Below are 25,140 nucleotides of genomic sequence, written 5' to 3' on the forward strand. Positions count from 1 at the left end.
GTCAATCGCCATCGCGGCACGCGCTGGCCACAACCATGCGATAGACGCTACGATATGCGTTTGATCCGCCATCCCACTCACTTCATCGAGCGTTGCCTTGACTATCCACATCCGCCCCGCGACCGCAGCCGACGCTGCCCTGATTCTTCGTTTCATCACCGAACTCGCGGTGTACGAGAAGGCCGAACACGAAGTCGTCGCCAACGTCAAAGATATCGAAGCGAGTCTGTTCTGCGCCGACGCGCCGGCGAAGTCGCTCATTTGCGAAATGAACGGCGAGCCAGTCGGCTTTTGCGTCTACTTCCTGTCGTACTCCACGTGGCTCGGCAAGCAGGGACTTTATCTGGAAGACCTTTACGTATCGCCGGCATCACGCGGCAGCGGCGCGGGCAAACAGATGCTGCGCCACCTCGCGCAGATCGCGTGCGACACCGGCTGCGGCCGCTTCGAATGGAGTGTGCTCGACTGGAACGAGCCGGCCATCGGCTTCTATGAATCGATCGGCGCGAGCGCGCAAAGCGAATGGGTGCGCTACCGCCTGGCCGGCGATGCGTTGAAGGCGTTCGCCGAAGGCAACGCGTAGCACAAGACGGGAACGTTTCTTCGATGCAAACAGGCGGCGAGTCAGCGCCGCCTGTCGGCCATCATTGCGCCGACCCGCTCGCCGGCGTCACTTCGAACGCGTCGCCAGTGGCGAAGAACGTTCCGCCGGCCACGTAATGGCAGGTGCGCAGATCGGGGTCGTCGCCGAAATGCCAGCGGTTGTTCGAATATACGCGGCTGTCCGCATACGCGGCGACCACTTCGCCGATGATCAGATCGTGCCGTTGGCTATCGTCCGGAATCACCTTGCATTCCATCCACGTGATGCAGCCGGCCAGCATCGGCACGTCGATGTTTTGCGCGGGGAAGGTGTCGAGATCGAACGCGGAAAACTTGTCGAGCTCGGCGCCCGCATTGCTGCCCACCGCCAGCGTCTGCGCGGCGAATCCGCGGCTCGGCAATTGCAGCCCGAACACGCCGCTCGCTTCGATCAATTGCCGCGTGAGCGTGCGGCTGTCGACCACCACCACTACCTTGGGCGGGTTGAAGTCGAGCGGCATCGCCCACGACGCCGCCATCACGTTGGAACGGCCGCCGTGCGCGCTGGTGATGATCGTGACCGGTCCATGATTGAGCAACTGCGTGGCCCGCGACAACGCCACGGGTTCTCGGGTGACTTTCATACGTCCTTGTTTGGGTCGACTGGGATGAGGGGAATTGTAGCGGGGTCAAGGAGGGCGGGTGTGGCGCGCTAGATCGTCTGCCGAGCCGGCTTCAAGTTTCCAGGCTGCCCGGTTCCAGGCGAGAATGTGCCACCATCGAAAACCAGGGAGAAGCCGTGCGCATCGCCTGCCTGCATACCGCCGACAGCCATATCGCCCTGTTCGACGCGGCCGCGCGCGCCGTCTCGCCCAGGCTCGAATTGACGCATGAGGTCCGCGCGGACCTGCTCGCAGCCGCCGAGCAAGCCGGCGGCCTCACCGAAGCCATCGCGATGCAAACACGGGCATCGCTGCTCGCGCTGCGCGGCGGCTCGCACGCCGTCTTGCTCACCTGCTCGACGCTCGGTCCAGCCGTGGATGATGCGCTTGCCAAACACTGCGCGCCGGTGCCCGTTTTACGGACCGATGCGGCCCTCGCGCAGCGCGCGGCCGCACACGGCGGCAAAGTCGTCGTGCTATGCACGGCACCGGCCACGTTCGACCCCACTGCGAGCCTTTTTCTCGAGGCCGCAAAGCGTACCGCCGCGAAGGTCGACGTTCGCCTGATAAGCGGTGCCTGGGGGCTCTTCAAGGAAGGAGATTTGCCGGCGTATTTCTCGGCGATCGCCGCCGCAGCGGACGCCGCTTACGCAGACGGCGCGGATGTCGTCGCGCTGGCACAAGCATCGATGACAGGTGCGGCGCAGCGCGTCACCCGCGGCGCGATACCGCTCACCAGTCCGCAATCGGGCCTCGCCGCCGCCGTCGCAGCAGCCGCGCTTGCCGCCGAAGCAGTCGAACGGAAGTAAAGACAAGCCAAACCGCTCAGGACGGCAGCCCGCGAGCCGCCGCCCCGCGCGTTCATCAATGCGGCGCTTTCCCGTTGGGCACGGCGTCCAGCGGTTTGTGCTGTTCTTCGCCGAGTCCCGGGAAGAACGCGTTCCATGCGGCACGCACGCCTTGGGCCGCCGTGGCTTCGGCGGCGATCGATTCGGTCTCGCCCTCGGCGGCGCCCGATGGGTCCGCGGACAAGCCGCGCCAGTGCGTAAACACCAGCAGCGGCTTTTCTGTCCACGTGCCTTCGCCAAATTTCGCAAACGCCGTGTCCCCGCTCGTCAGCTGAACCTCGTACCAGCCATCACGGACGGGTGCGTGGGCGGCAAGCTCAAACCACGGGGTCGGTTCGATTTCCTTCATGTCGTCTCCGGTCAGATGAATCGTCAAAGATAACCCACAACAATAGCTTTCTTCATGCCCGGGCCTGACGGCGGCCCGCGACGCGCCTCTCGCGCGATGGTGCAGTGCGGCGCACCAGGCATGCGCTGCGGGCGATCCGCCAAGTCCGGCAGTATCGGACGCATCGAAATCGCCGCGCATAAACGACACGATAGCGCGACATGGGGCGCGCGGACAAACCTAAAAACTTACTCGCGCGACACGGCGGCCGGCGCGACCGTCGAGAGGCCCGTCAGGTGGCTTTCGACACGGCTTTCGGACCGCGTTTCGCCTCGCGTCGCGCCTCGCCCTCCAGCTCGCGGGCGAGTGCGGCCAACGTGTCGACAGCGGGCGCCAGCCGCTCCGCGGCCGTGTTGCCGTAGCCGATCACCAGTCCGTTTGTTTCAGCCCGCTGCTGCAACGCGAAACCGGATAGGGCGCGCGGATTGAGCCCCCTGGCGAGCGCGCGTTCGACGAGGGTTCGATCGGCCACCTGCGCAGGCAAGCGCAACGTCAGATGCATGCCGCAATCGCCGCCCAGAATCCGTGCCGGCGCGAAGTGCGCGGTGAGCGCATCGCGCAGCGCCTGCTGACGCTCGCGGTACAGACGCCGCATGCGCCCGAGATGGCGCCCGAACTCGCCGCTGTCGATGAAATGCGCGAGCGCCAACTGCTCCAGCCGATGCCCGCCGCGCAGCATCTCCTGCAACGCGACGGCGGTGTGCTCGGCAATCGCCCGCGGCAAGACGACGAAGCCGATGCGCAGCGCCGGAAACATCGTCTTGCTGAACGAGCCGACGTACAACACCGGCGCGTCATCGACGAGCCCTTGCATGCTGGCGATCGGCTCGCCGGTGTGGCGGAATTCGCCGTCGTAGTCGTCCTCGATCAGCCACGCGCCGCAGCGCCGCGCCTGCGCGATCAACTCCAGACGGCGCGCCACCGACAACACCGCCCCTGTCGGATACTGATGCGCGGGCGACGTGTAGATCAGCTTCGGCGGCTGCGCGAGCCACGCGTCGGCAGGCGCGGCCATGCCTTCGGCGTCGACCGGCATCGGCAGCGTGCGCAGATCGCCGAGATTGAACGCGGCCTTGGCGCCGCGATAGCCGGGGTCCTCGACCCACGCGAGGTCACCGGGATTGGCGAAGAGCCGCACGCACAGGTTCAGCGCTTCCTGCGCGCCCTCGGTGATCACCACCTGTGCGCCGTCGCAGCGCACGCCGCGCGCCATGCGCAGATGCGCGGCGATCGCGTCGCGCAACGCCGGTTCGCCGGCCGGCGTGCCGTAGCCGAGGGCGAGCGGCAATGCGCGCTCCATCGAACGTTCGAGCGCGCGCCGCCACGCGCCCAGCGGGAAGCGGTCCAGCGCGGGCGTGCCGGGCGTCAGCGGAAAAGTGTTGTCGGCATGGGTCTGGGTCGCCGCGAACTGCGCAACGCGCGCCGCGTAGGCCACTTCGGGCGCGGCCGATCGAACCGGCACTTCGCCGCGCGCGGCCGGGCTGGAAAGCGGGCTCACGCGGGTGCCGTTCCTGTCCGCGATCACGTAGCCGACGGCGGCCAGATGCTCGTAAGCGATCACTACCGTGTTGCGCGACACGCCCATTTCCGCGGCGAGCAAGCGCGACGAAGGCAGCAGCGAGCCGGCGGGCAAGCGCCCCGTGAGGATCGCCTGCTGCAAACGCTCGATCAACTGCTTTTGCAGCGGCGCGGGCTTCGTCGCACCGCCGTCGGCAGTGCCTGCTTCGAGCGGGTGAGCAAGCGGGCCTATGATCTCGATCATCGCGGGCTGGATCTATCGAATGGGGTTGTCCTGGATCTTTTGAACATACCACGTTTGCCGTATCGTTCATGATCATTGACGCGCATTCACGAACCTTCACGAACCACGGAGAGCAGACATGGAACCCAGACGTAACGCGTTCGACCAACCGATCGGCACGCCCGTGCCGAACTGGAACGGCGCCCAGGCGCCCGGCCGCGAACCGCTGGTGGGCCGCTATTGCCGGATCGAACCGGTGGACGTCGAGCGTCATGCCGAAGATCTGTACGACGCGTACAGTTCGGCCGCCGATGGCCGCGACTGGACCTACCTCGCGGTGGGTCCGTTCGACAGTCTCGCCGCGTACCGCGAGCATCTGACGCGCGCCGCCGCGTCGACGGACCCGCTGCATTACGCGGTCATCGACCTCGCGACCGGCAAGGCGGTCGGCACGCTGGCGCTGATGCGCATCGACCGGGCGAACGGCGTGATCGAAGTCGGCCACGTCACGTATTCGCCGCGCCTGAAGCGCACGCGCATTGCCACCGAAGCGATGTTCCTGCTGATGAACCACGTGTTCGACGCGCTCGGCTACCGGCGCTTCGAATGGAAATGCGATTCGCTGAACGAGCCGTCGCGCGCCGCCGCGCTGCGCTACGGCTTCACGTTCGAGGGGATCTTTCGCCAGGCGATCGTGTATCGCGAACGCAATCGCGATACCGCGTGGTTCTCGATCATCGATGATGAATGGCCCGCGCTGCGTGCCAGCTATACGCGTTGGCTCGACGCGGGTAATTTCGATGCGCAGGGGCGGCAAGCCGAGCGGCTGGTGGATCTCATCGGGCGGGAAAGGGCGGCGGGTGGCTGAGCGTTGAGGCACGCGGTGGTCATGCCGGCGTGACAGGCGGCGCACGCTGCACGCGGCAAAGCATGACAGGCGAACAGACTTCGCCCTACACTGCGCTGATACGTTTGCACGAGTTTGCATGAGTGCGCCTCCCGCATCCTTGCCACCCCGTCACCACCCAGCCGATGAAACCCCGCCTGCGCTACCTCAGCGCACTGCTCATCAACGTCGCCCTGCCCTGGCTCGCCTACCGGCTCGCGCTCCCGCACTGGGGCCAGCTCGGTGCGCTGAGCGCGTCGGCGCTGCCGCTGATCGCCTGGATGAGCGTAGACCTGCTGCGCTACCGCCATTTCGACGCGCTCAGCGCGCTCGTGCTGGTGGGCATCGCGATGTCCCTGCTGGTGCGGCTCGTCGGCGGCGATGCGCGCATGCAGTTGATCGAAGACCCGATGGTGTCGGGACTCGTCGGCGCGTCGTTCCTCGCATCGCTCGCATTGCGGCGGCCGCTGGTGTTCTATCTGGCCCGCTCGACGATGTCGCGCGAAGACCATCGCAGCGCCGAGAGCTTCGAGCGGCACTGGCGCGAGCGCCCGACGCTCGCCGCCTATATCCACCTGATGACGCTCGTGTGGGGCATCGGCATGGTCGGCGAGAACCTCTTGCGCAGTGCCATCGTCTGGCACTCGCCGAACGACCCGCGCTCAGCGCTCGCCTCCAACCTGCTGCGCTACGGTGTCTATGCCGCGCTGACGCTGTGGACCTTCTGGCTGCGCCGCCGCATCAAGCAGGACGCGCTGCGCTATCCGAGCGATGACGAAGCCCCCGCCAACCCGCTCGCCAGCCCATGAGCTTTTCCATCACGCCAGTTCAAGAAACCGCGCGAGACAAGGATTGCGATTCGCGGGCGACCACGCCAACACCTGTTCGATGAGCGGCGCGTCGGCCAGCGGCCTGAACACCACGCCCGCGAGTTGCGCCTTGCGCATCGACGACGGCACCAGTGCGACGCCCACCCCTTCATCGACGAGACTCAGCACCGTCTGCTGCAATTGCACCTCGAAGCGGATGTCCGGCTCGAAGCCGCCCAAGCGGCAATGGTCGAGGATCGTCGCACGCAGACTCGGCGCGACTTCCTCGGACGCGAGCACGAACGGCTCGCCCGCCAGTTGCCCGATCTTCAGACGCCGCGCGCGGGCGCGCGGATGGCTGCGCGACAGCGCGACGCACAGCGGCTCGCTGAGAATCGTGCGGGTGGCGAGGCCCTTGTCGGGCACGTTCGGGAACATGATGGCCGCGTCGATCTGACCGGCGAGCACCTGCGCGGCGAGATCGTTCGACACGACTTCGCGCAGATTCAACGTCACCTCCGGATACGCGACGCCGAAGACCCGCGCATAGCCGGGCACGACGCTATACGCGGAACACATCGTGAAGCCGATCGAGAGCTTGCCGGCGTCGCCGTGCGCGGCGGCCTGCGCATTGCTGACCGCCTGCTCCACCGACGCGAGAATCGCCTTCGCGTCGGCATAAAAGCGCTCGCCGGCCGCGGTCAGCGTGACGCTGCGCGGGCTGCGCTCGATCAACGTGACGCCGAGGTTCGCCTCCAGCGCCGCCAGTTGCCGGCTCAACGGCGGCTGCGACAGGTTCAGACGCGCCGCCGCACGGCCGAAATGGCGCGTCTCGGCCAGCGTCACGAAATAGCGCAGCGGCTTGATATCGATCACGATGCACTCCCGCCGGATGGACGATGCAAAAAAGGTATTATCGAAGCCAAAAAACAGTATTGGATTGTATCAACGCGAGCCACTACGCTGGCGGGTTGTCTGTCCGCTCACACTTTTCCCACCGATGTTAGCCACCCTCGAGATTCTGCTTCCCGTCTTCGGCCTGATTTTCGCGGGCTTTGCGTGCCGCCGCAGCGGCGTGCTCGGACCGAACTCCGCGTCGGAACTGAATCGCTTCGTGGTCTGGCTCGCACTGCCCGCCCTGCTGTTCGACACGATGGCGCACGCCACCTGGCGGCAGTTGTATCAGCCCGCGTTCGTCGCGACCTTTTCGATTGCGTGCGTCGGCGTGTTCGTGCTGATCCTCACGACACGGCTGCTGAGCGGCCAGCATCTCGCCGACGCCAGCGTCGATGCGATTGCGGCGTCGTATCCGAACACCGGCTACATCGGCTTTCCGCTCGGCATGATCGCGTTCGGCCAGGCGAGCCTGACGCCGACCACGATCGCGACGATTCTCGTCGCCTGTGTGCTGTTCGCGTTGGCGATCGTGCTGATCGAAGTCGGCTTGCAGACCGAACGCACGCCGCACAAGCTCGGCCTGAAAGTGCTGGGCTCGCTCGCGCGCAATCCGCTGATCGTGTCGCCGATCGCGGGCGTGCTGTTTGCGAGCCTGCACGTCCCGATGCCGGCGAGCGCGGAGACGTTTCTGAAACTGCTGGCAGGCGCGGCGAGTCCGTGCGCGCTGGTGAGCCTCGGCCTGTTCCTCGCGGAGAAGCGACCGTCGGGTGCAGGTGCTGGTAGTGCTGGTGGCGTTTCGCTGCTGCTGACCGGCGTCAAGCTGCTGGTGCAGCCCGCGCTGACATGGTGGCTCGCCGCGCGCGTGTTCGGCCTCGCGCCGATGCTCGTGGAAATGGCAGTCGTGCTGGCCGCGCTGCCGACCGGCACGGGACCTTTCATGCTCGCGGAGTTTTACCGGCGTGAAGCGCACATCACGTCGCGGACCATCTTGCTGTCGACGGTAGGGTCGGTGGTGACGTTGTCGTTGCTGCTGTTGTTGATGGGCCATCGCACCTGAGCCGCAGCGTACGGCGCGTGAATCTTGATCGCCGTGAATCGAGGCACGGCTAGATCCGATATGCAGGTCGGCGGCACGCGCCTTTAAGCACACCGCCGACTCTATCGTCCTCGCGCTCCCGCCGGCACACGCCGCGCGGCGCCTGCGACGACACACGCCTGCCCCCACCTCGCGCTATGCTTCGCAAACGGGCCGGTCAGGCCCGCGATCCCGACATACGAAGCGAGACCACCCCGACCCGCCGTGCCCAAAGCCCGCCCACCCGAACTTCACGACGACGCCGACGCCCGCTCGCTCGCGCGTCGCTATCCGCGCGGCCTGCGCATCGACCCGCACTCGCACACATGGGCACAAGTGCTGTATGCGGTATCCGGCGTGATGTGGGTCGAAGCCGGCCGCGAAGCGCTCGTCGTGCCGCCGCAGCGCGCGGTCTGGTTGCCGGCCGGCACGCTCCACTCGATCCACATGATGAGCGACGTGGAGATGCGCAATCTCTATCTGCATGAGCGCAATGTCGGTCATCTGAGCCGGCGCAGCGACGTGTTCGAGGTCAACGGCCTGCTGCGCGAACTGATCACGTCGATTGCCGAACATGAGCGCACCCGCGCGCGCGATCAAACCTATCTCGATGCCGCCTACCGTCTCGCCATGCTGGAACTCACGCACGCGCCGCGTTCGTCGCTGCGCATCGCGCTGCCCGATGCGTCGGACCGGCGGCTCGAAGCGCTATGCCGCGCGGTGATCGACAATCCGTCGATCGCAATCAGCTTCGAGCAGCACGCGGCATCGGTGGGCGCGAGCGTGCGCACGCTCGCGCGGCTCTTCATGCGTGAACTCGGCGTAGGCTTTGCGCAATGGCGACGCCAGGTGCAGCTGGCGGTGGCCGTGTCGGGGCTCGCCGAGGGACGCCCGGTCAGCAGCATCGCGCGCTCGCTTGGATTCCAGCCGAGCAGCTTCAGCGACATGTTCCGGCGGGAACTGGGCGCGCCGCCGACCGGCTTCGATCCTGGCGGGACGCTGAGCGAGGCGGCGGCCGATGAACCGCGGGAAGCGACGGGTAATAGCAGGCGTTGAAGAGGCCGCGCCCTGCACACAGCCACAGCCACAGCCACAGCCACAGCCACAGCCACAGCCACAGCCACCCATTGTCCGAAATTCGAAAGCTCTTGTCCTGACGCCCGCATGCCAGTCACCTAGACTACCCTCATCCCGCCACACGGCGCAGCACAAGAATCCACCTGGAGCGACTCACGATGAAAGCGATTCAGTTCAAGTCTTTTGGCAACCCCGAGGTGCTCGAGTACATCGACCTGCCGACGCCGCAGGCCGACGCAGGCAGCGCCGTCGTGCGCATCATGGCGGCCTCGGTGAATCCGAGCGACGTCAAGAACGTGTCCGGACATTTCGAGCACACGGTCCTGCCGCGCACGCCGGGGCGCGACTTCAGCGGTGTGGTGGTCGACGGTCCGCCGGCGTGGCTCGGCGCCGACGTGTGGGGCACCGGCGGCGACATCGGCTTCACGCGCGACGGCACGCACGCGGAGTTCATCCGCATCCCGCTCGCCGGGCTGTCGCGCAAACCGGCCACGCTGACTCATGCCGAAGCGTCCGCGATCGGCGTGAACTTCGTGGTCGCATGGCTCGGCACCGTCGAGTACGCGCAACTGCGGGCCGGCGAAACCATTGCTGTGATCGGCGCGGGCGGCGGCGTCGGCGGCGCGGTGGCACAGATCGCGAAGGCGCGCGGCGCGCGCGTGATCGCCGTCGATCGCCATCCGCTCGATCCGAACACGCCGGCAGGCCGCCTGACCGACGACTACGTGCCGTTCGACGAACACGTCACCGAGCGCCTGCGTGAATTGACCGGCGGCGCGGGCGCGGACGTGGTCTACGACACGGTCGGCGGCGTCGCGTTCGAGACGGCGCTGAGCTTCGTCAAACGGCGCGGCCGGGTGCTGGAAATCAGCGCGACGGGCAAGCGTCGCGTCGAGTTCGATCTGATCGACTTCTATCACAACGAGACCCAATTGCTCGGCGTGGACAGCGCGAAGCTGGGTGTCGCGGAATCGGCGCCGTTGATGACGGCGCTGGTCGAAGGCTTCGAAAGCGGCAAGCTGAGCGGGCCGGCCATCGCGCAGGAGTTTCCGCTCGAACGGGCGCGCGAAGCCTATCAGGCAGTGGCCGGCGGCACGCGCGGCCGCGTCGTCATCCGCATGTGAGTGCCATTGAGGCCCGCCTCCCACAGAAGGACAACGGACATGAAAGCCTATTTGCTCTCGCTCGCCGCCGGGGTGGTGGTCGGGCTGCTCTACAGCGTGATGGAAGTGAAGTCGCCCGCGCCGCCGGCCGTCGCGCTGGTCGGGCTGCTCGGCATGCTCGGCGGCGAACATGTGCTTCCACTCGTGCGCACGTGGCTCGCGTCGGGCATTCACTGAAGCGCCTGCGGCTCTGCTGACACCCGTCCCTTTTCCGTCGCCGCGCGCCACACGTTAAGATTGAGCCCCTCGCGCCGACGCACGGCCCGGTGACGAAGAAGAAGCATTGCCTCGGAGAATTGGATGTCATCAGAATATGAAGTGCATGGTCCGCACGACCATGCCGTCGAACACGCCGGCCGCCACGACGCGGACCCGTTTGCAAGCCGCATGGCCGTGATGACCGCGATCCTCGCGACAATCGGCGCGCTGTGTGCGTACCAGAGCGGCAACAGCGAAAACCTCGCCCTGTTCTACAAGAACGAAGCCGCGATCAAAAAGACCGAAGCGTCGAACCAGTGGAATTACTACCAGGCGAAGGGCGAGAAACAGAACCTCGCCGAACTCGGCGCGGCGCTGTCCGCGGGCAATAGCGACGCCCACGCGAAATTCCTCGCCGACGTCGACAAATACAAGCAGCAGAAAGCGCCGATCCGCGAGAAGGCCGAAGCAATCGAAAAGGAAGTCGTGGACAATGACAGCCGCAGCGAAACGCTGCTGCACGGCCATCATCGCTGGGCGCAGGCTACCCTGCTGATCCAGGTGGCGATTGCGCTGTCCGCGATCACCTTGCTGACGCGCAAGAACTGGCTGCGCAATCTGTCGTTCGCCGTGGCGGCGGCGGGTGTGGTGACTGCGGGCGTCGCGTTTCTGGCGGCTTGAATTTCACACGGGCATCCGCCGCGCGCGCGTTGTTCGCTCACCGCGCCGTGCCGCAGATGCGCAATCGGGAGTGTCGTATGGTTGATGGCTCCGCCGTTCTCGGCGTTTTCTCGGTGTACATCGCCGGCGTGGTGATTCCCGGCCCGAACTTCGTCGCGGTCGCGCACAAGGCCGCATCGGCGACGCGTCTCGAAGCGCTTGCGGTGGTCGCCGGCATCGTGCTGGTGAATCTGTTCTGGGCGACTTGCGCGATCCTCGGCGTCGGCATCGTGTTCGCCGCGTTCCCGTGGCTCGCGCTCGCGGTCAAGGTGACCGGCGCCGCTTATCTGATCTGGTTCGGCGGGCGGTTGATCGCCAATGCGTCGGCCGGCAAGCCGGCCCCCACGGTGGATGCGCCGGCAGGCGGTTTCCGGCAGGCGTTCGCGCAAGGCTTCGCGACCAACATCGCGAATCCGAAATCGATGGCGTTCTTCGCCGCGGTGTTCTCGTCGGCGGCGCCCGCGCATGTCAGCGTCGGCACGTTTGCCGCGATGCTCGGCATGGTGTGCGTCGTCGCGAGCAGCTGGTACGGCTTCGTCGCGCTGACGCTGTCGCATGCGCGGATCGCATTGGCGTACCGGCGCAGCAAGGCGTGGGTCGATCGCGTGTGCGGCGGTCTGATCGTTGCACTGGGCGTGCGTCAGCTGATCCGCTAGCGCGCTCGCTGACGTTTCAACGCGGTTTCAATGCGGTTTCAATGCGGTGTCAATGCGGTGTCAATGCGCGAGGCCCCGCGCGCGTTCGAGCAGCAAGTCGCGCTCGCGTGCGTTGCGCGTCATCGCGGCGGCGCGTTCGAACTCGGCGCGCGCTTCTTCAACGCGCCCGAGTTTCATCAGCAGATCGCCGCGCACGCTGGGCAGCCAGTGATAGTTCGCGAGCGCCGCATCGGCGGCGAGCGCGTCGACGATCTCAAGACCTGCAGCCGGGCCGAACGCCATCCCCACCGCCACCGCGCGGTTCAACTCGACCACCGGCGACGGCGCCACCTGCGCAAGCGCGTCGTATAGCGCGACGATCTGCGCCCAATCGGTATCTTCGGCGCGGCGCGCGCGCGCATGACATGCGGCCAGCGCGGCCTGCAACGCGTACGGACCGCTCGCGCCGCCCAGCGCGTGCGACTGGTCGAGCGCGGCGAGTCCACGGCGGATCAGCAGCGGATCCCAGCGGCTGCGATCCTGATCGAGCAACAGCACCGGACGGCCCTGCGCATCGGTGCGCGCATGCGTGCGCGAGGCCTGAATCTCCATCAACGCGACGAGGCCGTACACCTCGCTCTCGCCGGGCACGAGCCCGACGAGCACGCGTCCGAGCCGCAAAGCTTCCTCGCATAACGCCGGACGCATCCAGTCGTCACCGGCCGTGGCCGAATAGCCTTCGTTGAAAACCAGGTAGATCACCTGCAGCACCGACGCGAGCCGCGGCGCGCGCGCGTCCGCCTGGGGCACCTCGAACGGCACCTTCGCCGCGGACAGCGTGCGCTTCGCGCGCACGATCCGCTGGGCGATGGTCGGCTCGGGCACCAGAAACGCGCGCGCGATTTCGTCGGTGGTGAGGCCGCCGAGCAGGCGCAGCGTGAGCGCGACGCGCGCATCCGTCGACAGCACCGGATGGCACGCGGTGAACACCAGCCGCAGCAGATCGTCGCCGATATCGTCGGCGCGCGCGGCATCGAGGCTATCGACGAAATCCGGCACGAGGTGCGCCTCGCGCGCATCGAGATCGTGGCCCAGCTCCTCGCGCTTGCGGGCATGCAGCGCTTCCTGCCGCAAGCGGTCGAGCGCACGGTTCTTCGCGGTCGCCATCAGCCACGCTCCCGGATTGTCGGGCACGCCCGCAGCGGGCCAATGTTCGAGCGCGGCCACGAGCGCGTCCTGCGCGAGTTCTTCGGCAAGGCCCACGTCGCGTACGATCCGCGCGACGTGGGCGATGACCTTGGCGGACTCGATCCGCCAGACTGCCTCGATGGCACGATGGGTGGCCTGCGTCGTCACGGCCTCAACCCGCTGCCTGCGCGTTCGGGTCCATGCAGATCAGCTCCCAGATATGCCCGTCGATGTCTTCGAAGCCGTGCCCATACATGAAGCCGTAGTCGTGTGGCGCGCGCGGCACGGTGCCGCCGGCGGCGAGTGCTCTCGCGACCAGCGCATCCACCTCGCCGCGGCTCTCGCACGACAGACCCACCAGCGCTTCGGTGCTTTCCTTTGGATTGCAAAGCGACTTGCGCGTGAAGGACTTGAATAGGTCCTTGACCAGCAGCATCGCGTAGATGTTTTCGCCGAGGATCAGACAGGCCGCCTGCTCGTTGGTGAACTGCGGCTCGAAGCTGAAGCCGATCGTGCTGAAGAAGGCTTTCGACCGTTCGAGATCGTCGACGGCGAGATTCACGTAAAGCTGCTTGTGCATGACGAAGTCCCTTTAATGCGTTGTGGACGGGGCGCTCAGCGCCGCGCGAATCAGCCAGCCGGTTCGCCTCAACTCGCCTCGGCCAGCGTCTTCAGATGGCTCAGGCCGTCTTCGAAGTCCTTGCCGACCATCCGGTCCATGCTGACGAACACCTGCGCCAGCTTCGACAGATACGGCGCGGGACCGTGCATCGCCCAGGTCACCTCGGTGGCGTCGCCCTGCGGCTTCAATGCGAACTCGGCCATTTTGTGCGCTTCGAACGGCGTGATGATATCGAGCTTCATCGTCACGCTCGACGCGGCCGTCGTATCGACGATTTCCATCTGCCCCTCGCCGAGCTTTTCGCCCTGCCACGCATAGCGCGCACCCTTGCCGTCCGGCCTGCCGCTGTACGTGCCTTGCGCTGTGGGGTCCTTGCGCAGAAACGGATTCCACAGGTTGAACCGGTGCAGGTCGTCGATCAGCGCATAGATCCGCTCGGGCGGCGCCTGAATGCGCACGCTGCGTTCAATCCGGAAGCTGTCGGGCCGGGTCGCCGCATAAGCGAGCAGCAGGGCCACCGCCACTAGTACGACGAGCGCCGAGTTCTTGAGCATGATGGTTCCTTTCGGAGGCGTTGTTCGGCTCGATGCGGGATGCGCATGGAAGCGGCGTGCCGGTCGGCAAGCACGCCGGCTCGCGGCTCATCGCCGCGACGCTTCCAGATTTCGAAACCGCTCCACCTCGGGACCGGGCTCGAAATCGTCGAGTTCGAACAGTTGCCGCACTTCGATTTCACCATCGGCCTGCTCGCCGAACGGCGCGGGAAAACGCCGCGCCCATTCCATTGCCTCTTCTCGCGAGCGCACCTGGATCAGCGTATAGCCTGCGATCAGTTCCTTGCTCTCGGTGAACGGCCCGTCGACGACCGTGCGCCTGCCGCCGCTGTAGCGGATCCGCCAGCCTTTGGAACTCGGCTGCAAACCGGTGGCGTCGAGCAGCACACCGGCTTTGGCGAGTTCTTCGTGATACGCGCCCATCGCGGCCATCAGGGACGCTTCCGGCATGTCGCCCGCTTCGCTGGCGGCCGTCGCTTTAACCAGGATCATGAATCGCATCGCCATTGCTCCTTTTTGTCGAGTGAAGAGCCTTGTGCATGGCCGGCTCCTTACACACACGACGAGCAATGCGCGGCAAGATCGACACGGCTGCCAGCGCCCCAGGGAAAACCCGGGCGCCCCGCAACCGCGAGACGTTGTCGATTACATGAAACACGGTCCGAGCTTGCGCACTTCGACCGTACACCACGACGCCGCCGGGCAGGCTTGCGCGATCGCCACCGCTTCTTCGCGGGTTTCACAATTGAGCAGGAAGAAGCCGCCGATCATTTCCTTCGCTTCGGCGAACGGGCCGTCGAGCAGTTTCGGCTGTCCGTCACGGACCTGCACGCGCACGGCATCGCTCTGGGAAGTGAGGGATTCGACCGCGAGCAGTTTGCCGCGCTCCTTGAGGTCGGCGGCGAAATGCACCATCTGGTCATAGACTTCGCGCCCCGCGGCTTCACCGCGCTCGACGCGCTGATTCGGGGGTTCGACGATGAGCAACATGTAAGACATGGTGTCTCCGATTGATCGCACCGCTCACGGCACCCTCCGGCGGGAGCCGGACGGCAACACACGCGCTGGCGGCAAAGAGGGGAGAGCCAGTCTAGCAAGCGTGAATGACGTCGGCAAACCCGATGCGCCGCGCGCGCCGCCGTTCGGCGTGCTCCTTACGGAGACTCGTAACGGCCACAGCGGCACCGCGTACGCAGATCTGACGGCGTCCGACGACTGATGCGCGTCGAGCGCGGGGTAACGCAATTGCCGAATGCAAAAAACGCCCCTTGGGGCGTTTTTTTGCGCTGTGCTGTGCTCTTGCCTTGCATGGAGCCCGCTACGGCGTCTCCGGCTTTCAGACCGCCGCTTCCGCAACAGGCTGCGCCTGCGCGGAGCGCATCAAGCCTTCGATCATTCTTGCTTCCGCGCTCGCAATGTCGCTCAGCGAGGCAGCCGACAGTTGCCCGTCGAGAATCGCCAGCGCCGTACAGAGTTGCGCGTATTCATGGTCCTCGAGGGTCCACTGACCGTCTTCGTGTTCGCGCGTGTCGAGCCGAACCATCGCCGCATGGGCGCTCTCGATGTCCGCAAGCACGTCCTCGCCGACGCCAAGACGCGCCAGTTCCCGCGACACCAGCAGATGCCGGCTCAACGTCGTGTGGAGCGCCCGCGAACCCTGCCCGCGCCGGAATGCGTCGAGGGCCACATAGCCCTGCAGCAGCATGGCCGCGGTGACCGGCTCGTGCGCCGTGCGGCTAAAGGTCAGCGCACGCAACAGCGGGGACATGGCCGATTGGGCCGATTGGCCGTGTTTGCGGACTCGCGATTTACTGGACATATCGATTCAACCTCCTTCACTCACTTCCGGCTTCGCCACCGAATTCTCGCGCTCCGGTGATCAACCACCGATGCGCTTGCGGCTCGGCAGACTCTAATGTGAGTCTGCATCGCCATCGTGGCAAGCAACTTTTCGTCATACGTGCGCGATCGGACGCCCGCCTGCGCGCGGCGGCTCGCGACACGCGGCCGGCCGATGCCGAGCCGTATCGCAAATTGCAATGCCCGCATATCGGTTCGAAGCCGGCAAATACAAGTGCGTGATGCCGACCGGCAAAAAAAACCCTGTTCCCGTGAGGGAACAGGGCCGGACAGGATGGAACAGTCGTGCATGCGCGTGGATGCCTGCCGACCTCTAACCACCTAAACCTTATCGAGCTGTTGCTACGTGAATTACTGTATTACCGCCAATGCCGGTGCTGCGTGAACCGCTGTTACTCCAGGATGCTGCCGCTCCAATCACCAGCGTTACTGCTGTTGCTATCGTTGTTTCCACTGCGACTTTTACTGCCACTGCTGATGTTGCCTGAATCACTACCGCATCGCAGCCCGGTCCTTCGCCTTCGACTACCCCTGGCTGCAACCCCCCTGCTGCTTCGCGCATATCGTGCGGATCGCGCGTCGTTGCATTGCTTCTACTGCCTACTGCCTACTGCCTTACTGCCCTGCCGCGTTCGACAACCACGGCAAACTGCCATCAACGGTACGGTTCAAAACAACGCGGGGGATGACCGCGTCGATGGGCTCGGTGTTTTGTCGCGCCATGGAAAACAGTTTATGCGAGTGCATCCGCACGCAATTGCGCGAAGCGAGGGGCTTTGGCGGCCTAATTTGGCGAATCGGTGTAACAGGGGTTTTCGTCGGAGGTTAGCGACGGCCGGTGTCGGGCGCGGACGGCGGCTGGCAGAAGCGATGGGATCGGGCAGGCGACAAGGAGTACGACAACAAACCCGCGTGCGACGGCACGATCGCCGTCGCACGCTTTCAGTTCAAACGTGCGCGCACAGCGGGCTCGCGAGCAGGCCACCCTGCCGCCCGCAAGAGATCGACTCGAAGAACATCAACCACGCGCGGCAAAATCGCTGATCGTCAACAACACTTTTTCACCGGGGCGCGCGAGCAGTTTTCTCTCCGCGACCGCTGTGATGCGTTTGCGGCCGTCCGCGAATGTCTTCAGCACCCGCGCCTCGGCCGCGCCGCGTTGCAGCCAGAAATGCTCTTCCAGCGCCTCACGCGTGACGGCGCATTCGAGGTCCCGTCCTCGCGTCGAAAGCTGGAAAATCACCGCGCGTCCGTCCGCAGAGACGCTGGGTTCAAGTTCGACAACTTCCATGGTTCACCTCGCAAAGTTCGTTAAACCGTTCGCCGTATTGAACGAACGTCACCGAAAAAACTGAATGGAACGAAGGCCCGCAACCCGACCGCTTCGACTGAGCAATGCGCGCGATTGCGTCGCCGCCACGCCCGCATTGACCGACGCACGCAAGCGCGCGTGAATCGGCCAGCACAGCGGCGCATGGACGGGCGAACGTGCCGCCACGCATCCGGCGCCCACCACTCGCGGCCAATGCCACACGTTTGCGCAATGCGCAAACAACCTGTGTCAGGATAAAAGCCGGACGTGACGGCTTCGCCATCGACTCCGCGCATGACAGCGTGTGATTTCGCATCCCGCATTTTTCGTTCTTATGCCAGGCCGGCACCGTTCTCCGGCGTTCCCGCGTCTCGCTCGCGAGAGGCGCAACAAGCTCGGGCCAGCATGACGCGGATGAGACAAAAGCAAAGCGCATGCCACCAAGCTTTGGCCGCCTCGCGCTGCCGGCCGCGCGACCCATGCCCGTCGCCCGCGCGCACCCTACGTCGGCTCGCAAACAACGGCCGCGCCTGAAACAGCGCAGCGCGACCCGCACCGCTCCCCAGTCGCACCCATGCCTGTCCGCATGAGCGGGCGGTCGCATGGATCACTGAAGTAGAAAGACGAAAACATAACCGCGTGGTAAAAAAGCGCTGCTGGCGCGACAATTCACGACCATTCTTACTCACCGCCCGCGCGGGAAACGTGCGCGTGGCAACGTTACCGACATGTCCGTTCAAGAACCTGCCCTGACCCTGCGCCCCGCGCATGGCGACGACGAAGCCTTTCTGTTCGAACTGCGCAAGGCCACGATGACGGAGCACCTCGCGCGCGCCGGCGAACCGACGGACGACGCCGAACATCGCGCGCGTCTGCTGCATCGTTATGACACGGCGCGGGTCATCTGTATCGACGGGGCACCGGCCGGCCTGCTGAAGGCGCATCGCACCGACGCCGAATGGGTGGTCGTGCAATTGCAGATCACGCCGGCGCTGCAAGGGCGCGGCATCGGCGAATGCGCGCTGCGTACGGTCTTGCGGGCCGCTCAGGCCGACGCGTTGCCGGTCACGTTGAAGGTGCTCAAGGGCAATCCCGCGAAACGTCTGTACGATCGGCTCGGCTTCGAGATCGTCGGCGAGGATGATGCACAGTTTTACATGAGGCGCGCAGCGCGCGCGTCCGCGGAAACCGAAGCAGAATGAATGTCGGATAAAGACTGATGCCAGCCGATACCGACTCTATGTGATGGACTCTGATATGACCTTTCGCGACACCTCCGCCATCGACAGCTGGCACGCCCACATTTATTTCGATTCGAGCAGCCGCGACGCCGCGTGGACCTTTCGCGAGCAGATCGAAGCGCACTGGGGCGGCCAGTTGCAGATCGGCCGCTTTCACGAGCGCCTGGTCGGCCCGCACCCGATGTGGTCGTATCAGCTCGGCTTCACGCAGGCGCAGTTCGCCGACGTGGTCGGCTGGCTCACGCTGAATCACGGCGCGCTCGACGTCTTCCTGCATCCGAATACCGGCGACGCGCTGCGCGATCACCGCGACGCGGCCGTGTGGATCGGCCGCTCCTACGAGCTGGTGCTGAAGTCGCTGATGTGAGCGGCGCCGCACCGGCCCGCATGCACACGTGCTCACAGAGTCGAGTACGAACTGCACCAGCCGCGCGCGGCGACCTGCTTGTCGCCGAATAGTGTGCAGCCGCCATAGGCATCCGTCGCCGCGCCCTGGAACAGCGAGCAGTTGGCGCACGTTTGTCCGGCCGCGAAGGCGGGATATTTCGCTTTGTCGACCTTCGACGCGTCTTCCACATAACCCACGGCTTTTGCCTTGGGATCGGTTTCGCTGAGCCGGTTCCCGGCGTCGGCAAAAGCGGCTTGCGACAGCACGAGCGATGAGCCGACGCCTACGCTCAGGAGGAGAAAATGGCGGCGCGATGTTTTCATGATGTTCCGATGGAAAGTGGGGGCGCTAACCCGACGTTTTAATGTGCCGATCAATCGAGGAACCGCGTGAACCGTTCAACCGGTTCGCGCTCGGTGCGCAGCGTGTTGACGAGAGCGGCTTCGTCGGCGAAACCGAGCGACATGCCGCACACCAGTTGCTCGTCTTCCGGCAAGCCGAGATGCTGCGCAATCACCCGATGAAACTGCGTGAACGCGGCCTGTGGACAGGTATGGAGACCACGCCCGCGCGCGGCCGTCATGATCGCTTGGAGGAACATCCCGTAGTCGAGCCAACTGCCGCGCTCCATCACGCGATCGATCGTGAAGAACAGACCCGCCGGCGCGCCGAAAAAGCGATAGTTCTGCGCATGCTGTTCATGCATGCGCGCCTTGTCACCCTTTTCGATGCCGAGCAGACCATACAGATCCCAGCCGATCTTGCGGCGCCGGTCGAGATACGGCGACACCCATCGCTGCGGATAGTACGGATATTCCTCGTGATACAGCGCGTCGCGCCGTGGATCGTCGTAAGCGGCGAGCAGATCGCGCGATAGACGCGCGAGGGACCCGCCCGTCACCACATACACTTTCCACGGCTGCGTATTGGTGCCCGAGGGCGCACGGCTGGCGGCTTCGAGAATGGCTTCGATGTCGGCACGCGGCACCGGCTCGGGGAGAAACGCGCGAATCGAACGCCGCGTCATGAGCGCGGCATCGACGGGATTGGCGGGTGTGGGCATCGGCGGATTCCGGCAGAGGCGGCAAGGTGGCAGTCTGCGAAGATTCTAGCGCGAGCGCACGCTGTTCCGCTTTGCCGCCGGCAAGGCATGTGCGCGTGCATGCGTGAGCGGCGTCGCTCGTTGGCGCGGCTAGCTCAGCGGCGTTTTCAGCGCATCGACCAGATCGAGCACCTCGTACGGCTTGCGCAACGAGATCGCGTGCGGCAAGACCTTGCGTTGCTCCGGCGTCAGCGCGAGATCGTAGCCCGTCAGAAAGATCACGCGCAGATCGGGCCGCTCGCGGCACACGTCCATCGCCAGATCGACGCCCGACTTGCCGGCCAGCCCCACGTCGGTCAGCATCACGTTGATCGCGTGCTCGCTGAGCATCCGCTTCGCGTCCTGCTCGCCTTCAGCTTCCAGAATGTCGAAGTCGAAGGTCCGCAGCAACTCGGCGGTGCTCATGCGGATCATCTCGTCGTCTTCCACCAGTAAAATCCGCATGCGTGCCCCCACGGCAAAACTATCGGCGTCCGCCGCCGCAAACGGCGGATCGATTTGCAAAAGCTGGCGCTCGGCCTCAGACAGTTCAGCCGCCTGCGGGTTCTGCGACTGCAGCACGTAGCGGAACTTGCGCGCCAGCGCTTCGTGCGTGTACGGCTTGCTGAGCAGTTCGATGCCTTCGTCGAGCCGCCCGGCATGCACGATCGCGTTGTCGGTGTAGCCCGATGTGAACAGCACCGCGATGGTCGGCAAACGTTCACGCGCCTTGCGGGCCAGTTCGGTGCTGCGCAACGGACCGGGCATCACCACGTCGGTGAAGAGCATGTCGATCGGCACGCCGCTTTCGACGATCGCCAGCGCACTCTGCGCATCCTTCGCCTTCAGCACGCGATAACCGAGATCCGACAGCATCTCGACCACGGTGGTGCGCACTTCCTCGTCATCCTCGACGATCAGGACCGTCTCCGTGCCGCCCTTCGCGGGACCGGCATCGATATTCGTTTCGAGGTCTTCTTCCTCACGCACGCGCGGCAGATAAATGCGGATCGTCGTGCCGTGCCCCTCTTCGCTGTAGATCTTCACGTGGCCGCCGGACTGCTTGACGAAGCCGTACACCATGCTCAGGCCGAGCCCGGTTCCCTGGCCTTCCGGCTTGGTCGTGAAGAACGGTTCGAACACGCGCTCGCGCACGGTCGGCGACATGCCGGAACCGGTGTCCGTGACCGCCAGCATCACGTACTGGCCCGGCGTGACATCCACGTTGCGCCGGGTGTAGGCGTGATCGAGCGCGGCGTTGCCGGCTTCGATCGTGAGCTTGCCGTGGCCGTTCATCGCGTCGCGCGCGTTGATCGCGAGGTTGAGCAGCGCGTTTTCGACCTGGAACGGATCGACCAGCGTATTCCACAGCCCGCCCGACACGATGGTCTCGATTTCGACGCCGTCGCCGAGCGCGCGCCGCAGCATGTCGTCGAGTCCGCGCACGAAGCGGCCGAGATTGACGACCTTCGGCGCGAGCGGTTGACGCCGCCCGAACGCCAGCAGTTGCGACGCGAGATTGGCGCCGCGCGCCACACCGGCCAGCGCATTGCGCACGCGTTGCTCGGGCTTCTCGGCACCGGCGACGTCTTTCGCGAGCAGTTGCAGATTGCCGCCGATCACTTGCAGCAGGTTGTTGAAATCGTGCGCGACGCCACCCGTGAGCTTGCCGATCGCTTCCATCTTCTGCGCCATGCGCAGCGCCTCTTCGGCGTGCCGCAGCGCCTCGGCGGTTTCCTTGTCGGCGGTGACGTCGCGGCCCACGCCGTGAATCCGCGAGGTGGCGGGATCGAGCGCGAGCGTCCACGCGACCCAGCGCCACGTGCCGTCGATGCGCTTGAAGCGGTTTTCATAGCGCACCGGCAAACCGGTGCGGCGCAGTTCGGCGAGATGCGCGCTGACGACGGCGACGTCGTCGGGATGAACCAGATCGACGTACGAGCGCGACATCAGCCAGTGCATGTTATGGCCGAGCGCGCTGCTCCACGACGGACTCACGCGCTGCAGGCGTCCCTCGATATCCGCCACCACCAGCAGGTCTTCGCTCAGCTCCCAGAGGCGGTCGCGGTCGGCCACCGTTTCGATCACGCGGCGCTCCAGCGTCTCGTTCAGATCGTGCAGTGCGCTTTGCGCCTTGGCGCGTTCGGCGATTTCCCTTTGCGCGGCCTCGTAGAGGCGCGCATTGTCGATGGCGATCGCGGCCTGCGCCGCGATGCCGGCCACGATCCGCTCCGCGCGCGCGGTGAACACGCCGGGTTCCGGATGACCGAAGAACAGCCCGCCGACCACTTCGCCGTTGCGTGACTGCACCGGCGCAGCCAGATAGCTGCGCACCTTCAGATGACCTTCCGGCATGCCGCGATATGGCGCGTTGTGGCCGTAGCGCGGGTCCTGCGTGATGTCGTCGACGCGCACGACGCCTTCGCCCCTGAACGTGGGACCGAACACTGCCGTGTTGCGCGGCATCGGGAACCGCTCGAAGGCGTCCTGCGGCACGCCCGACAGCGTGTACAGCATGTAGCTGCCGCCGCTGTCGTCGAGCACGTTGTAGAAGAACGAACCGAACGCGGCGCCGGTCAGTTCGGTGGCGGCGTCGGTAACGATCTGCACGGCGCGCTTCAGGTCGAGTTCGGCCGCCACGGTCGAACCGACGCGATTGAGGATTTCGAGCGTGCGCGATTCCTCGCGCAGTTTCAACTCGGTCTCGCGACGCAGCCGCGCGAGTTGCAGATTGCCCGACACGCGAGCCAGCAGCTCGCGCGACGAGAACGGCTTGGTCAGGTAATCGTCTGCGCCGTGCTCGATGCCGTCGACGAGCGCTTCCTCGCCCGCGCGGGCCGACAGCATCAGCACCGGCGTGTCGCGCAGGAGCGGATCGGCGCGCAGTTCGCGCAGCAGGCCGAAGCCATCGAGCCGCGGCATCATCACGTCGGACAGCACCAGATCGGGCGGTTCCGCACGCGCGGCGTCGAGCGCCGCCTCGCCATCGGCGGCAAGGCGCACGTCGTGGCCCGCGGCGCGCAGGATGCGGCTCATGTATTCGCGCAGGTCCGCGTTATCGTCCACGACCAGCAGGCGCGCGCTTGCCGACTTCGATTCGCCGGCGCCGGCCACCGAAGCGGATACCGACGCCGAGGCCGCCGTCTCGTCGAGCAGCTCGTGCTCCGGACTCCAGCGCAACGCGGCATCCACATAGGTGCGCGCGTGCTGGCTCATCGCCGCATGCACGGCGGCGTCGCTGGTGGGCACCAGCATCGCGCCGCGCGGCAGCACGACGGTAAAGCACGCGCCCTCGCCCAAGCGGCTGTCGACCGCCACGGTGCCGCCATGCAGCTTCACCAGTTCCTGCACCATCGCGAGGCCAATGCCGCTGCCCTCGACCGAGCGGCCCGGCGCGCCCGCCACCCGATGAAAACGTTCGAAGAGCCGCGGTACTTCTTCTGCCGCAATGCCGATGCCGCTGTCGGTCACGCCGACTTCGACGCCGCCGCCTTCGAGCACGCGAACCGTCACGCGGATCGTGCCGAAGAACGTGAACTTGTACGCGTTCGACAGCAGGTTCATCACGACCTTTTCCCACATCTCGCGATCGAGCTGCACGATCACGGGACTCGCCGGCATCTCCAGTTCGAGGCGCAAGCCGGCCGCCTCGATCGCGGACTGGAACAGCGAGGCGAGTTCGGCGGTGAACGACGCGATGTCGGTGGGCTGCGTGTGAATCTGCATGCGCCCCGCCTCGATGCGCGAAAAATCGAGCAGCGCATTGACGAGCTTCAACAGACGCAAGCCGTTGCGATGCGTGATCTCGATCAACGCGCGGTCGTCGACGTCGGCGCCCGGCTTGTGTGCGTCCGCGCTGACACCGGGCTGCGGCCTCGCGAGCAGTTCTTCGAGCGGGCCGAGCATCAGCGTCAACGGCGTGCGGAATTCGTGGCTGATGTTGGAGAAGAACGTGGTTTTCGCGCGGTCGATTTCGGCCAGCGCTTCCGCGCGCCGCCGCTCTTCCTCATAGGCCTGCGCATAGCCGATCGCCGCGCCGATCTGGCCGGCGGCCAGGTTCAGGAAACTGCGATACGCGTCGTCGTAAAGACGGCAAGGATTGAGGCCCGCGATCAGCACCACCGCATGGGTCGTTTCACTGCCCGGCGATACCGGCAGGATGACCGCCTGCTCCGGCGCGAGATGCCATGGACCGGCCGGCAACGCGCTGCCGAAAAGCTGCGTCAGACCACCCACCATCTGCGGCGCCTGGACCTTCAGCACGTCGGCGAGCGGCCAGCGCGCAGCGCCGTCGATGCGCATCGACTCGGGTGCGCCGGGATGCCCCGGCTCGATGCCGCTCGCGCCGACCAGCGTGGCCGTCGCGCCGCCGGGTTCGACCGCGTACAGCAACGCGAACGGCAGGTCCTGCGCGTTGGAGCGCAGCGCACGCGCGCTCAGTTCGCACGCCTCGCGCCAGTCGCGGCCATCGGGGCTCGCCGCCGCCAGTTCCTTGAGCAAGGCGAGTTGCCGCTCGCCGGCCACCCGCCGGGTGTCGTCGCTGTTCGCGCAGATGATGCCGCCGGGCTCGCCGTCGTCGCCGGGAATCGGGCTGTACGAGAAGGTGTAATAGGTCTCCTCGGGGAAGCCGTTGCGCTCCATGATGAGCAGCTTCTGTTCGACGAAGGTGCCTTCGGCGCCGGTCAATGCGGTGTGCAACAGCGGCTCGATGTCCGGCCAGATTTCGGCCCACACGACCCGCGTCGGCTGACCGAGCGCGACCGGATGCTTGCCGCCGATGATCGATTTGTACGGGTCGTTGTAAAAATAGAGCAGCTCGTCGCCCCAGCCGATCCAGATTGGCTGCCGCGACGTGAGCATGATGCGGATCGCGATCTTCAGCCCTTGCGGCCAGGTGTCGGGCGCACCGAGCGCGGTGCGGCTCCAGTCGTAGGCGCGGATCAGCGCACCGAGTTCGCCTCCGCCGGCAAGAAACGACGGCGCGGTCGGACCGGCATGCGGTACATCCGACAGGAAGCGATCCGGCTCTTTCAACGCGATCTCCTCGGCGCGGCAGGTCAAAATTCGTGTGACCGCTGTTGCAAAAGCGGTGCCCGATACGACGGATGGCTAACGATGACGGCGCACTTGTAGTAGCGCGATTCAGTAGCGCGATTCAGTAGCGCGATTCAGTAGCGCGATTCTCGCACGCAGCGGGTTGCCGGAGGAAGAAG

At 65.8% G+C, this 25,140-nt stretch carries 26 protein-coding genes; 12 read left to right on the plus strand and 14 right to left on the minus strand.

The genetic code is table 11. The annotated features are described in order from the left end of the window. Positions 1–97: 97 nt before the first annotated feature. Positions 98–583, plus strand: a complete 486-nt coding sequence (locus ACZ9H4_RS03490; protein ID WP_408149637.1) for a GNAT family N-acetyltransferase — start codon at positions 98–100, stop codon at positions 581–583. Between the two features lie 61 nt (positions 584–644). Here the strand turns inward: ACZ9H4_RS03490 and ACZ9H4_RS03495 are convergent, their stop codons facing one another. Then, positions 645–1,226 carry a flavin reductase family protein gene (locus ACZ9H4_RS03495; protein WP_476118237.1) on the minus strand — a complete coding sequence of 194 codons (582 nt, stop codon included), beginning with the start codon at positions 1,224–1,226 and terminating at the stop codon, positions 645–647. A gap of 155 nt (positions 1,227–1,381) precedes the next feature. On the opposite strand from ACZ9H4_RS03495, the gene ACZ9H4_RS03500 reads away from it, so the two are divergent. Continuing rightward, complete coding sequence (locus ACZ9H4_RS03500) at positions 1,382–2,053, plus strand: aspartate/glutamate racemase family protein (RefSeq protein WP_476118238.1); 672 nt, start codon at positions 1,382–1,384, stop codon at positions 2,051–2,053. Positions 2,054–2,108: 55 nt separating this feature from the next. Here the strand turns inward: ACZ9H4_RS03500 and ACZ9H4_RS03505 are convergent, their stop codons facing one another. Further along, a complete protein-coding gene (locus ACZ9H4_RS03505) occupies positions 2,109–2,441 on the minus strand; it encodes a hypothetical protein (RefSeq protein ID WP_121323754.1) in 333 nt (110 codons plus the stop codon). A 271-nt stretch (positions 2,442–2,712) separates the two neighbouring features. Continuing rightward, the gene (pdxR, locus tag ACZ9H4_RS03510) at positions 2,713–4,242 is read right to left on the minus strand and encodes a MocR-like pyridoxine biosynthesis transcription factor PdxR (protein WP_476118239.1); all 1,530 of its coding nucleotides are present in this window, start codon (positions 4,240–4,242) and stop codon (positions 2,713–2,715) included. 118 nt (positions 4,243–4,360) lie between these two features. Between pdxR and ACZ9H4_RS03515 the strand changes: the two genes are divergently transcribed. Further along, positions 4,361–5,089 carry a GNAT family N-acetyltransferase gene (locus tag ACZ9H4_RS03515; RefSeq protein ID WP_476118240.1) on the plus strand — a complete coding sequence of 243 codons (729 nt, stop codon included), beginning with the start codon at positions 4,361–4,363 and terminating at the stop codon, positions 5,087–5,089. A gap of 164 nt (positions 5,090–5,253) precedes the next feature. Next, on the plus strand, positions 5,254–5,916 hold the full coding sequence (locus tag ACZ9H4_RS03520; RefSeq protein ID WP_476118241.1) for a VC0807 family protein: 663 nt from the start codon (positions 5,254–5,256) through the stop codon (positions 5,914–5,916). Between the two features lie 9 nt (positions 5,917–5,925). Here ACZ9H4_RS03520 and ACZ9H4_RS03525 read toward each other — a convergent pair whose 3' ends face one another. Next, positions 5,926–6,792: a LysR family transcriptional regulator gene (locus ACZ9H4_RS03525; RefSeq protein WP_476118242.1), complete on the minus strand. Its 867-nt coding sequence runs from the start codon at positions 6,790–6,792 to the stop codon at positions 5,926–5,928. A 124-nt stretch (positions 6,793–6,916) separates the two neighbouring features. On the opposite strand from ACZ9H4_RS03525, the gene ACZ9H4_RS03530 reads away from it, so the two are divergent. From ACZ9H4_RS03530 to ACZ9H4_RS03555, 6 genes are all read left to right on the plus strand, one after another. Beyond that, positions 6,917–7,870 (plus strand): AEC family transporter, encoded by a 954-nt coding sequence (locus ACZ9H4_RS03530; RefSeq protein ID WP_408149651.1) that lies wholly within the window; start codon positions 6,917–6,919, stop codon positions 7,868–7,870. 243 nt (positions 7,871–8,113) lie between these two features. Further along, on the plus strand, positions 8,114–8,944 hold the full coding sequence (locus tag ACZ9H4_RS03535; protein ID WP_476118243.1) for a helix-turn-helix domain-containing protein: 831 nt from the start codon (positions 8,114–8,116) through the stop codon (positions 8,942–8,944). Positions 8,945–9,123: 179 nt separating this feature from the next. Further along, complete coding sequence (locus ACZ9H4_RS03540) at positions 9,124–10,089, plus strand: quinone oxidoreductase family protein (RefSeq protein ID WP_476118244.1); 966 nt, start codon at positions 9,124–9,126, stop codon at positions 10,087–10,089. A gap of 39 nt (positions 10,090–10,128) precedes the next feature. Then, complete coding sequence (locus tag ACZ9H4_RS03545; RefSeq protein WP_408142064.1) at positions 10,129–10,305, plus strand: DUF1427 family protein; 177 nt, start codon at positions 10,129–10,131, stop codon at positions 10,303–10,305. A gap of 123 nt (positions 10,306–10,428) precedes the next feature. Next, complete coding sequence (locus ACZ9H4_RS03550; protein ID WP_408142062.1) at positions 10,429–11,007, plus strand: DUF4337 domain-containing protein; 579 nt, start codon at positions 10,429–10,431, stop codon at positions 11,005–11,007. Positions 11,008–11,084: 77 nt separating this feature from the next. Further along, positions 11,085–11,702, plus strand: a complete 618-nt coding sequence (locus ACZ9H4_RS03555; protein ID WP_408142060.1) for a LysE family translocator — start codon at positions 11,085–11,087, stop codon at positions 11,700–11,702. Between the two features lie 60 nt (positions 11,703–11,762). On the opposite strand, the gene ACZ9H4_RS03560 is transcribed toward ACZ9H4_RS03555, so the two are convergent. The 7 genes from ACZ9H4_RS03560 to ACZ9H4_RS03590 form a co-directional block, all read right to left on the minus strand. Then, positions 11,763–13,037: an RNA polymerase sigma factor gene (locus tag ACZ9H4_RS03560; protein WP_408142058.1), complete on the minus strand. Its 1,275-nt coding sequence runs from the start codon at positions 13,035–13,037 to the stop codon at positions 11,763–11,765. Between the two features lie 4 nt (positions 13,038–13,041). Next, positions 13,042–13,449, minus strand: coding sequence for a VOC family protein (locus tag ACZ9H4_RS03565; protein ID WP_476118245.1), 408 nt, complete (start codon positions 13,447–13,449; stop codon positions 13,042–13,044). A 68-nt stretch (positions 13,450–13,517) separates the two neighbouring features. After that, positions 13,518–14,045 (minus strand): SRPBCC family protein, encoded by a 528-nt coding sequence (locus ACZ9H4_RS03570; protein WP_476118246.1) that lies wholly within the window; start codon positions 14,043–14,045, stop codon positions 13,518–13,520. A gap of 87 nt (positions 14,046–14,132) precedes the next feature. Further along, on the minus strand, positions 14,133–14,546 hold the full coding sequence (locus tag ACZ9H4_RS03575; RefSeq protein WP_408142052.1) for a YciI family protein: 414 nt from the start codon (positions 14,544–14,546) through the stop codon (positions 14,133–14,135). Between the two features lie 144 nt (positions 14,547–14,690). After that, positions 14,691–15,044: a YciI family protein gene (locus ACZ9H4_RS03580; RefSeq protein WP_408142051.1), complete on the minus strand. Its 354-nt coding sequence runs from the start codon at positions 15,042–15,044 to the stop codon at positions 14,691–14,693. Positions 15,045–15,381: 337 nt separating this feature from the next. Further along, positions 15,382–15,864 carry a hypothetical protein gene (locus ACZ9H4_RS03585; protein WP_476118247.1) on the minus strand — a complete coding sequence of 161 codons (483 nt, stop codon included), beginning with the start codon at positions 15,862–15,864 and terminating at the stop codon, positions 15,382–15,384. 1,059 nt (positions 15,865–16,923) lie between these two features. Continuing rightward, on the minus strand, positions 16,924–17,196 hold the full coding sequence (locus tag ACZ9H4_RS03590) for a DUF1488 family protein (RefSeq protein ID WP_121319559.1): 273 nt from the start codon (positions 17,194–17,196) through the stop codon (positions 16,924–16,926). A gap of 749 nt (positions 17,197–17,945) precedes the next feature. On the opposite strand from ACZ9H4_RS03590, the gene ACZ9H4_RS03595 reads away from it, so the two are divergent. Then, the gene (locus ACZ9H4_RS03595; protein ID WP_408142047.1) at positions 17,946–18,419 is read left to right on the plus strand and encodes a GNAT family N-acetyltransferase; all 474 of its coding nucleotides are present in this window, start codon (positions 17,946–17,948) and stop codon (positions 18,417–18,419) included. Positions 18,420–18,474: 55 nt separating this feature from the next. Next, positions 18,475–18,825: a DOPA 4,5-dioxygenase family protein gene (locus ACZ9H4_RS03600; RefSeq protein WP_408154218.1), complete on the plus strand. Its 351-nt coding sequence runs from the start codon at positions 18,475–18,477 to the stop codon at positions 18,823–18,825. A 32-nt stretch (positions 18,826–18,857) separates the two neighbouring features. On the opposite strand, the gene ACZ9H4_RS03605 is transcribed toward ACZ9H4_RS03600, so the two are convergent. From ACZ9H4_RS03605 to ACZ9H4_RS03615, 3 genes are all read right to left on the minus strand, one after another. Continuing rightward, positions 18,858–19,169, minus strand: coding sequence for a high-potential iron-sulfur protein (locus ACZ9H4_RS03605; RefSeq protein ID WP_408142043.1), 312 nt, complete (start codon positions 19,167–19,169; stop codon positions 18,858–18,860). Positions 19,170–19,219: 50 nt separating this feature from the next. After that, positions 19,220–19,909 (minus strand): nitroreductase, encoded by a 690-nt coding sequence (locus tag ACZ9H4_RS03610; RefSeq protein ID WP_408142041.1) that lies wholly within the window; start codon positions 19,907–19,909, stop codon positions 19,220–19,222. Positions 19,910–20,038: 129 nt separating this feature from the next. Continuing rightward, positions 20,039–24,961 carry a response regulator gene (locus tag ACZ9H4_RS03615; RefSeq protein WP_476118248.1) on the minus strand — a complete coding sequence of 1,641 codons (4,923 nt, stop codon included), beginning with the start codon at positions 24,959–24,961 and terminating at the stop codon, positions 20,039–20,041. Between the last annotated feature and the right edge of the window lie 179 nt (positions 24,962–25,140).

The organism is Paraburkholderia sp. TE9906 (genome assembly GCF_056279605.1).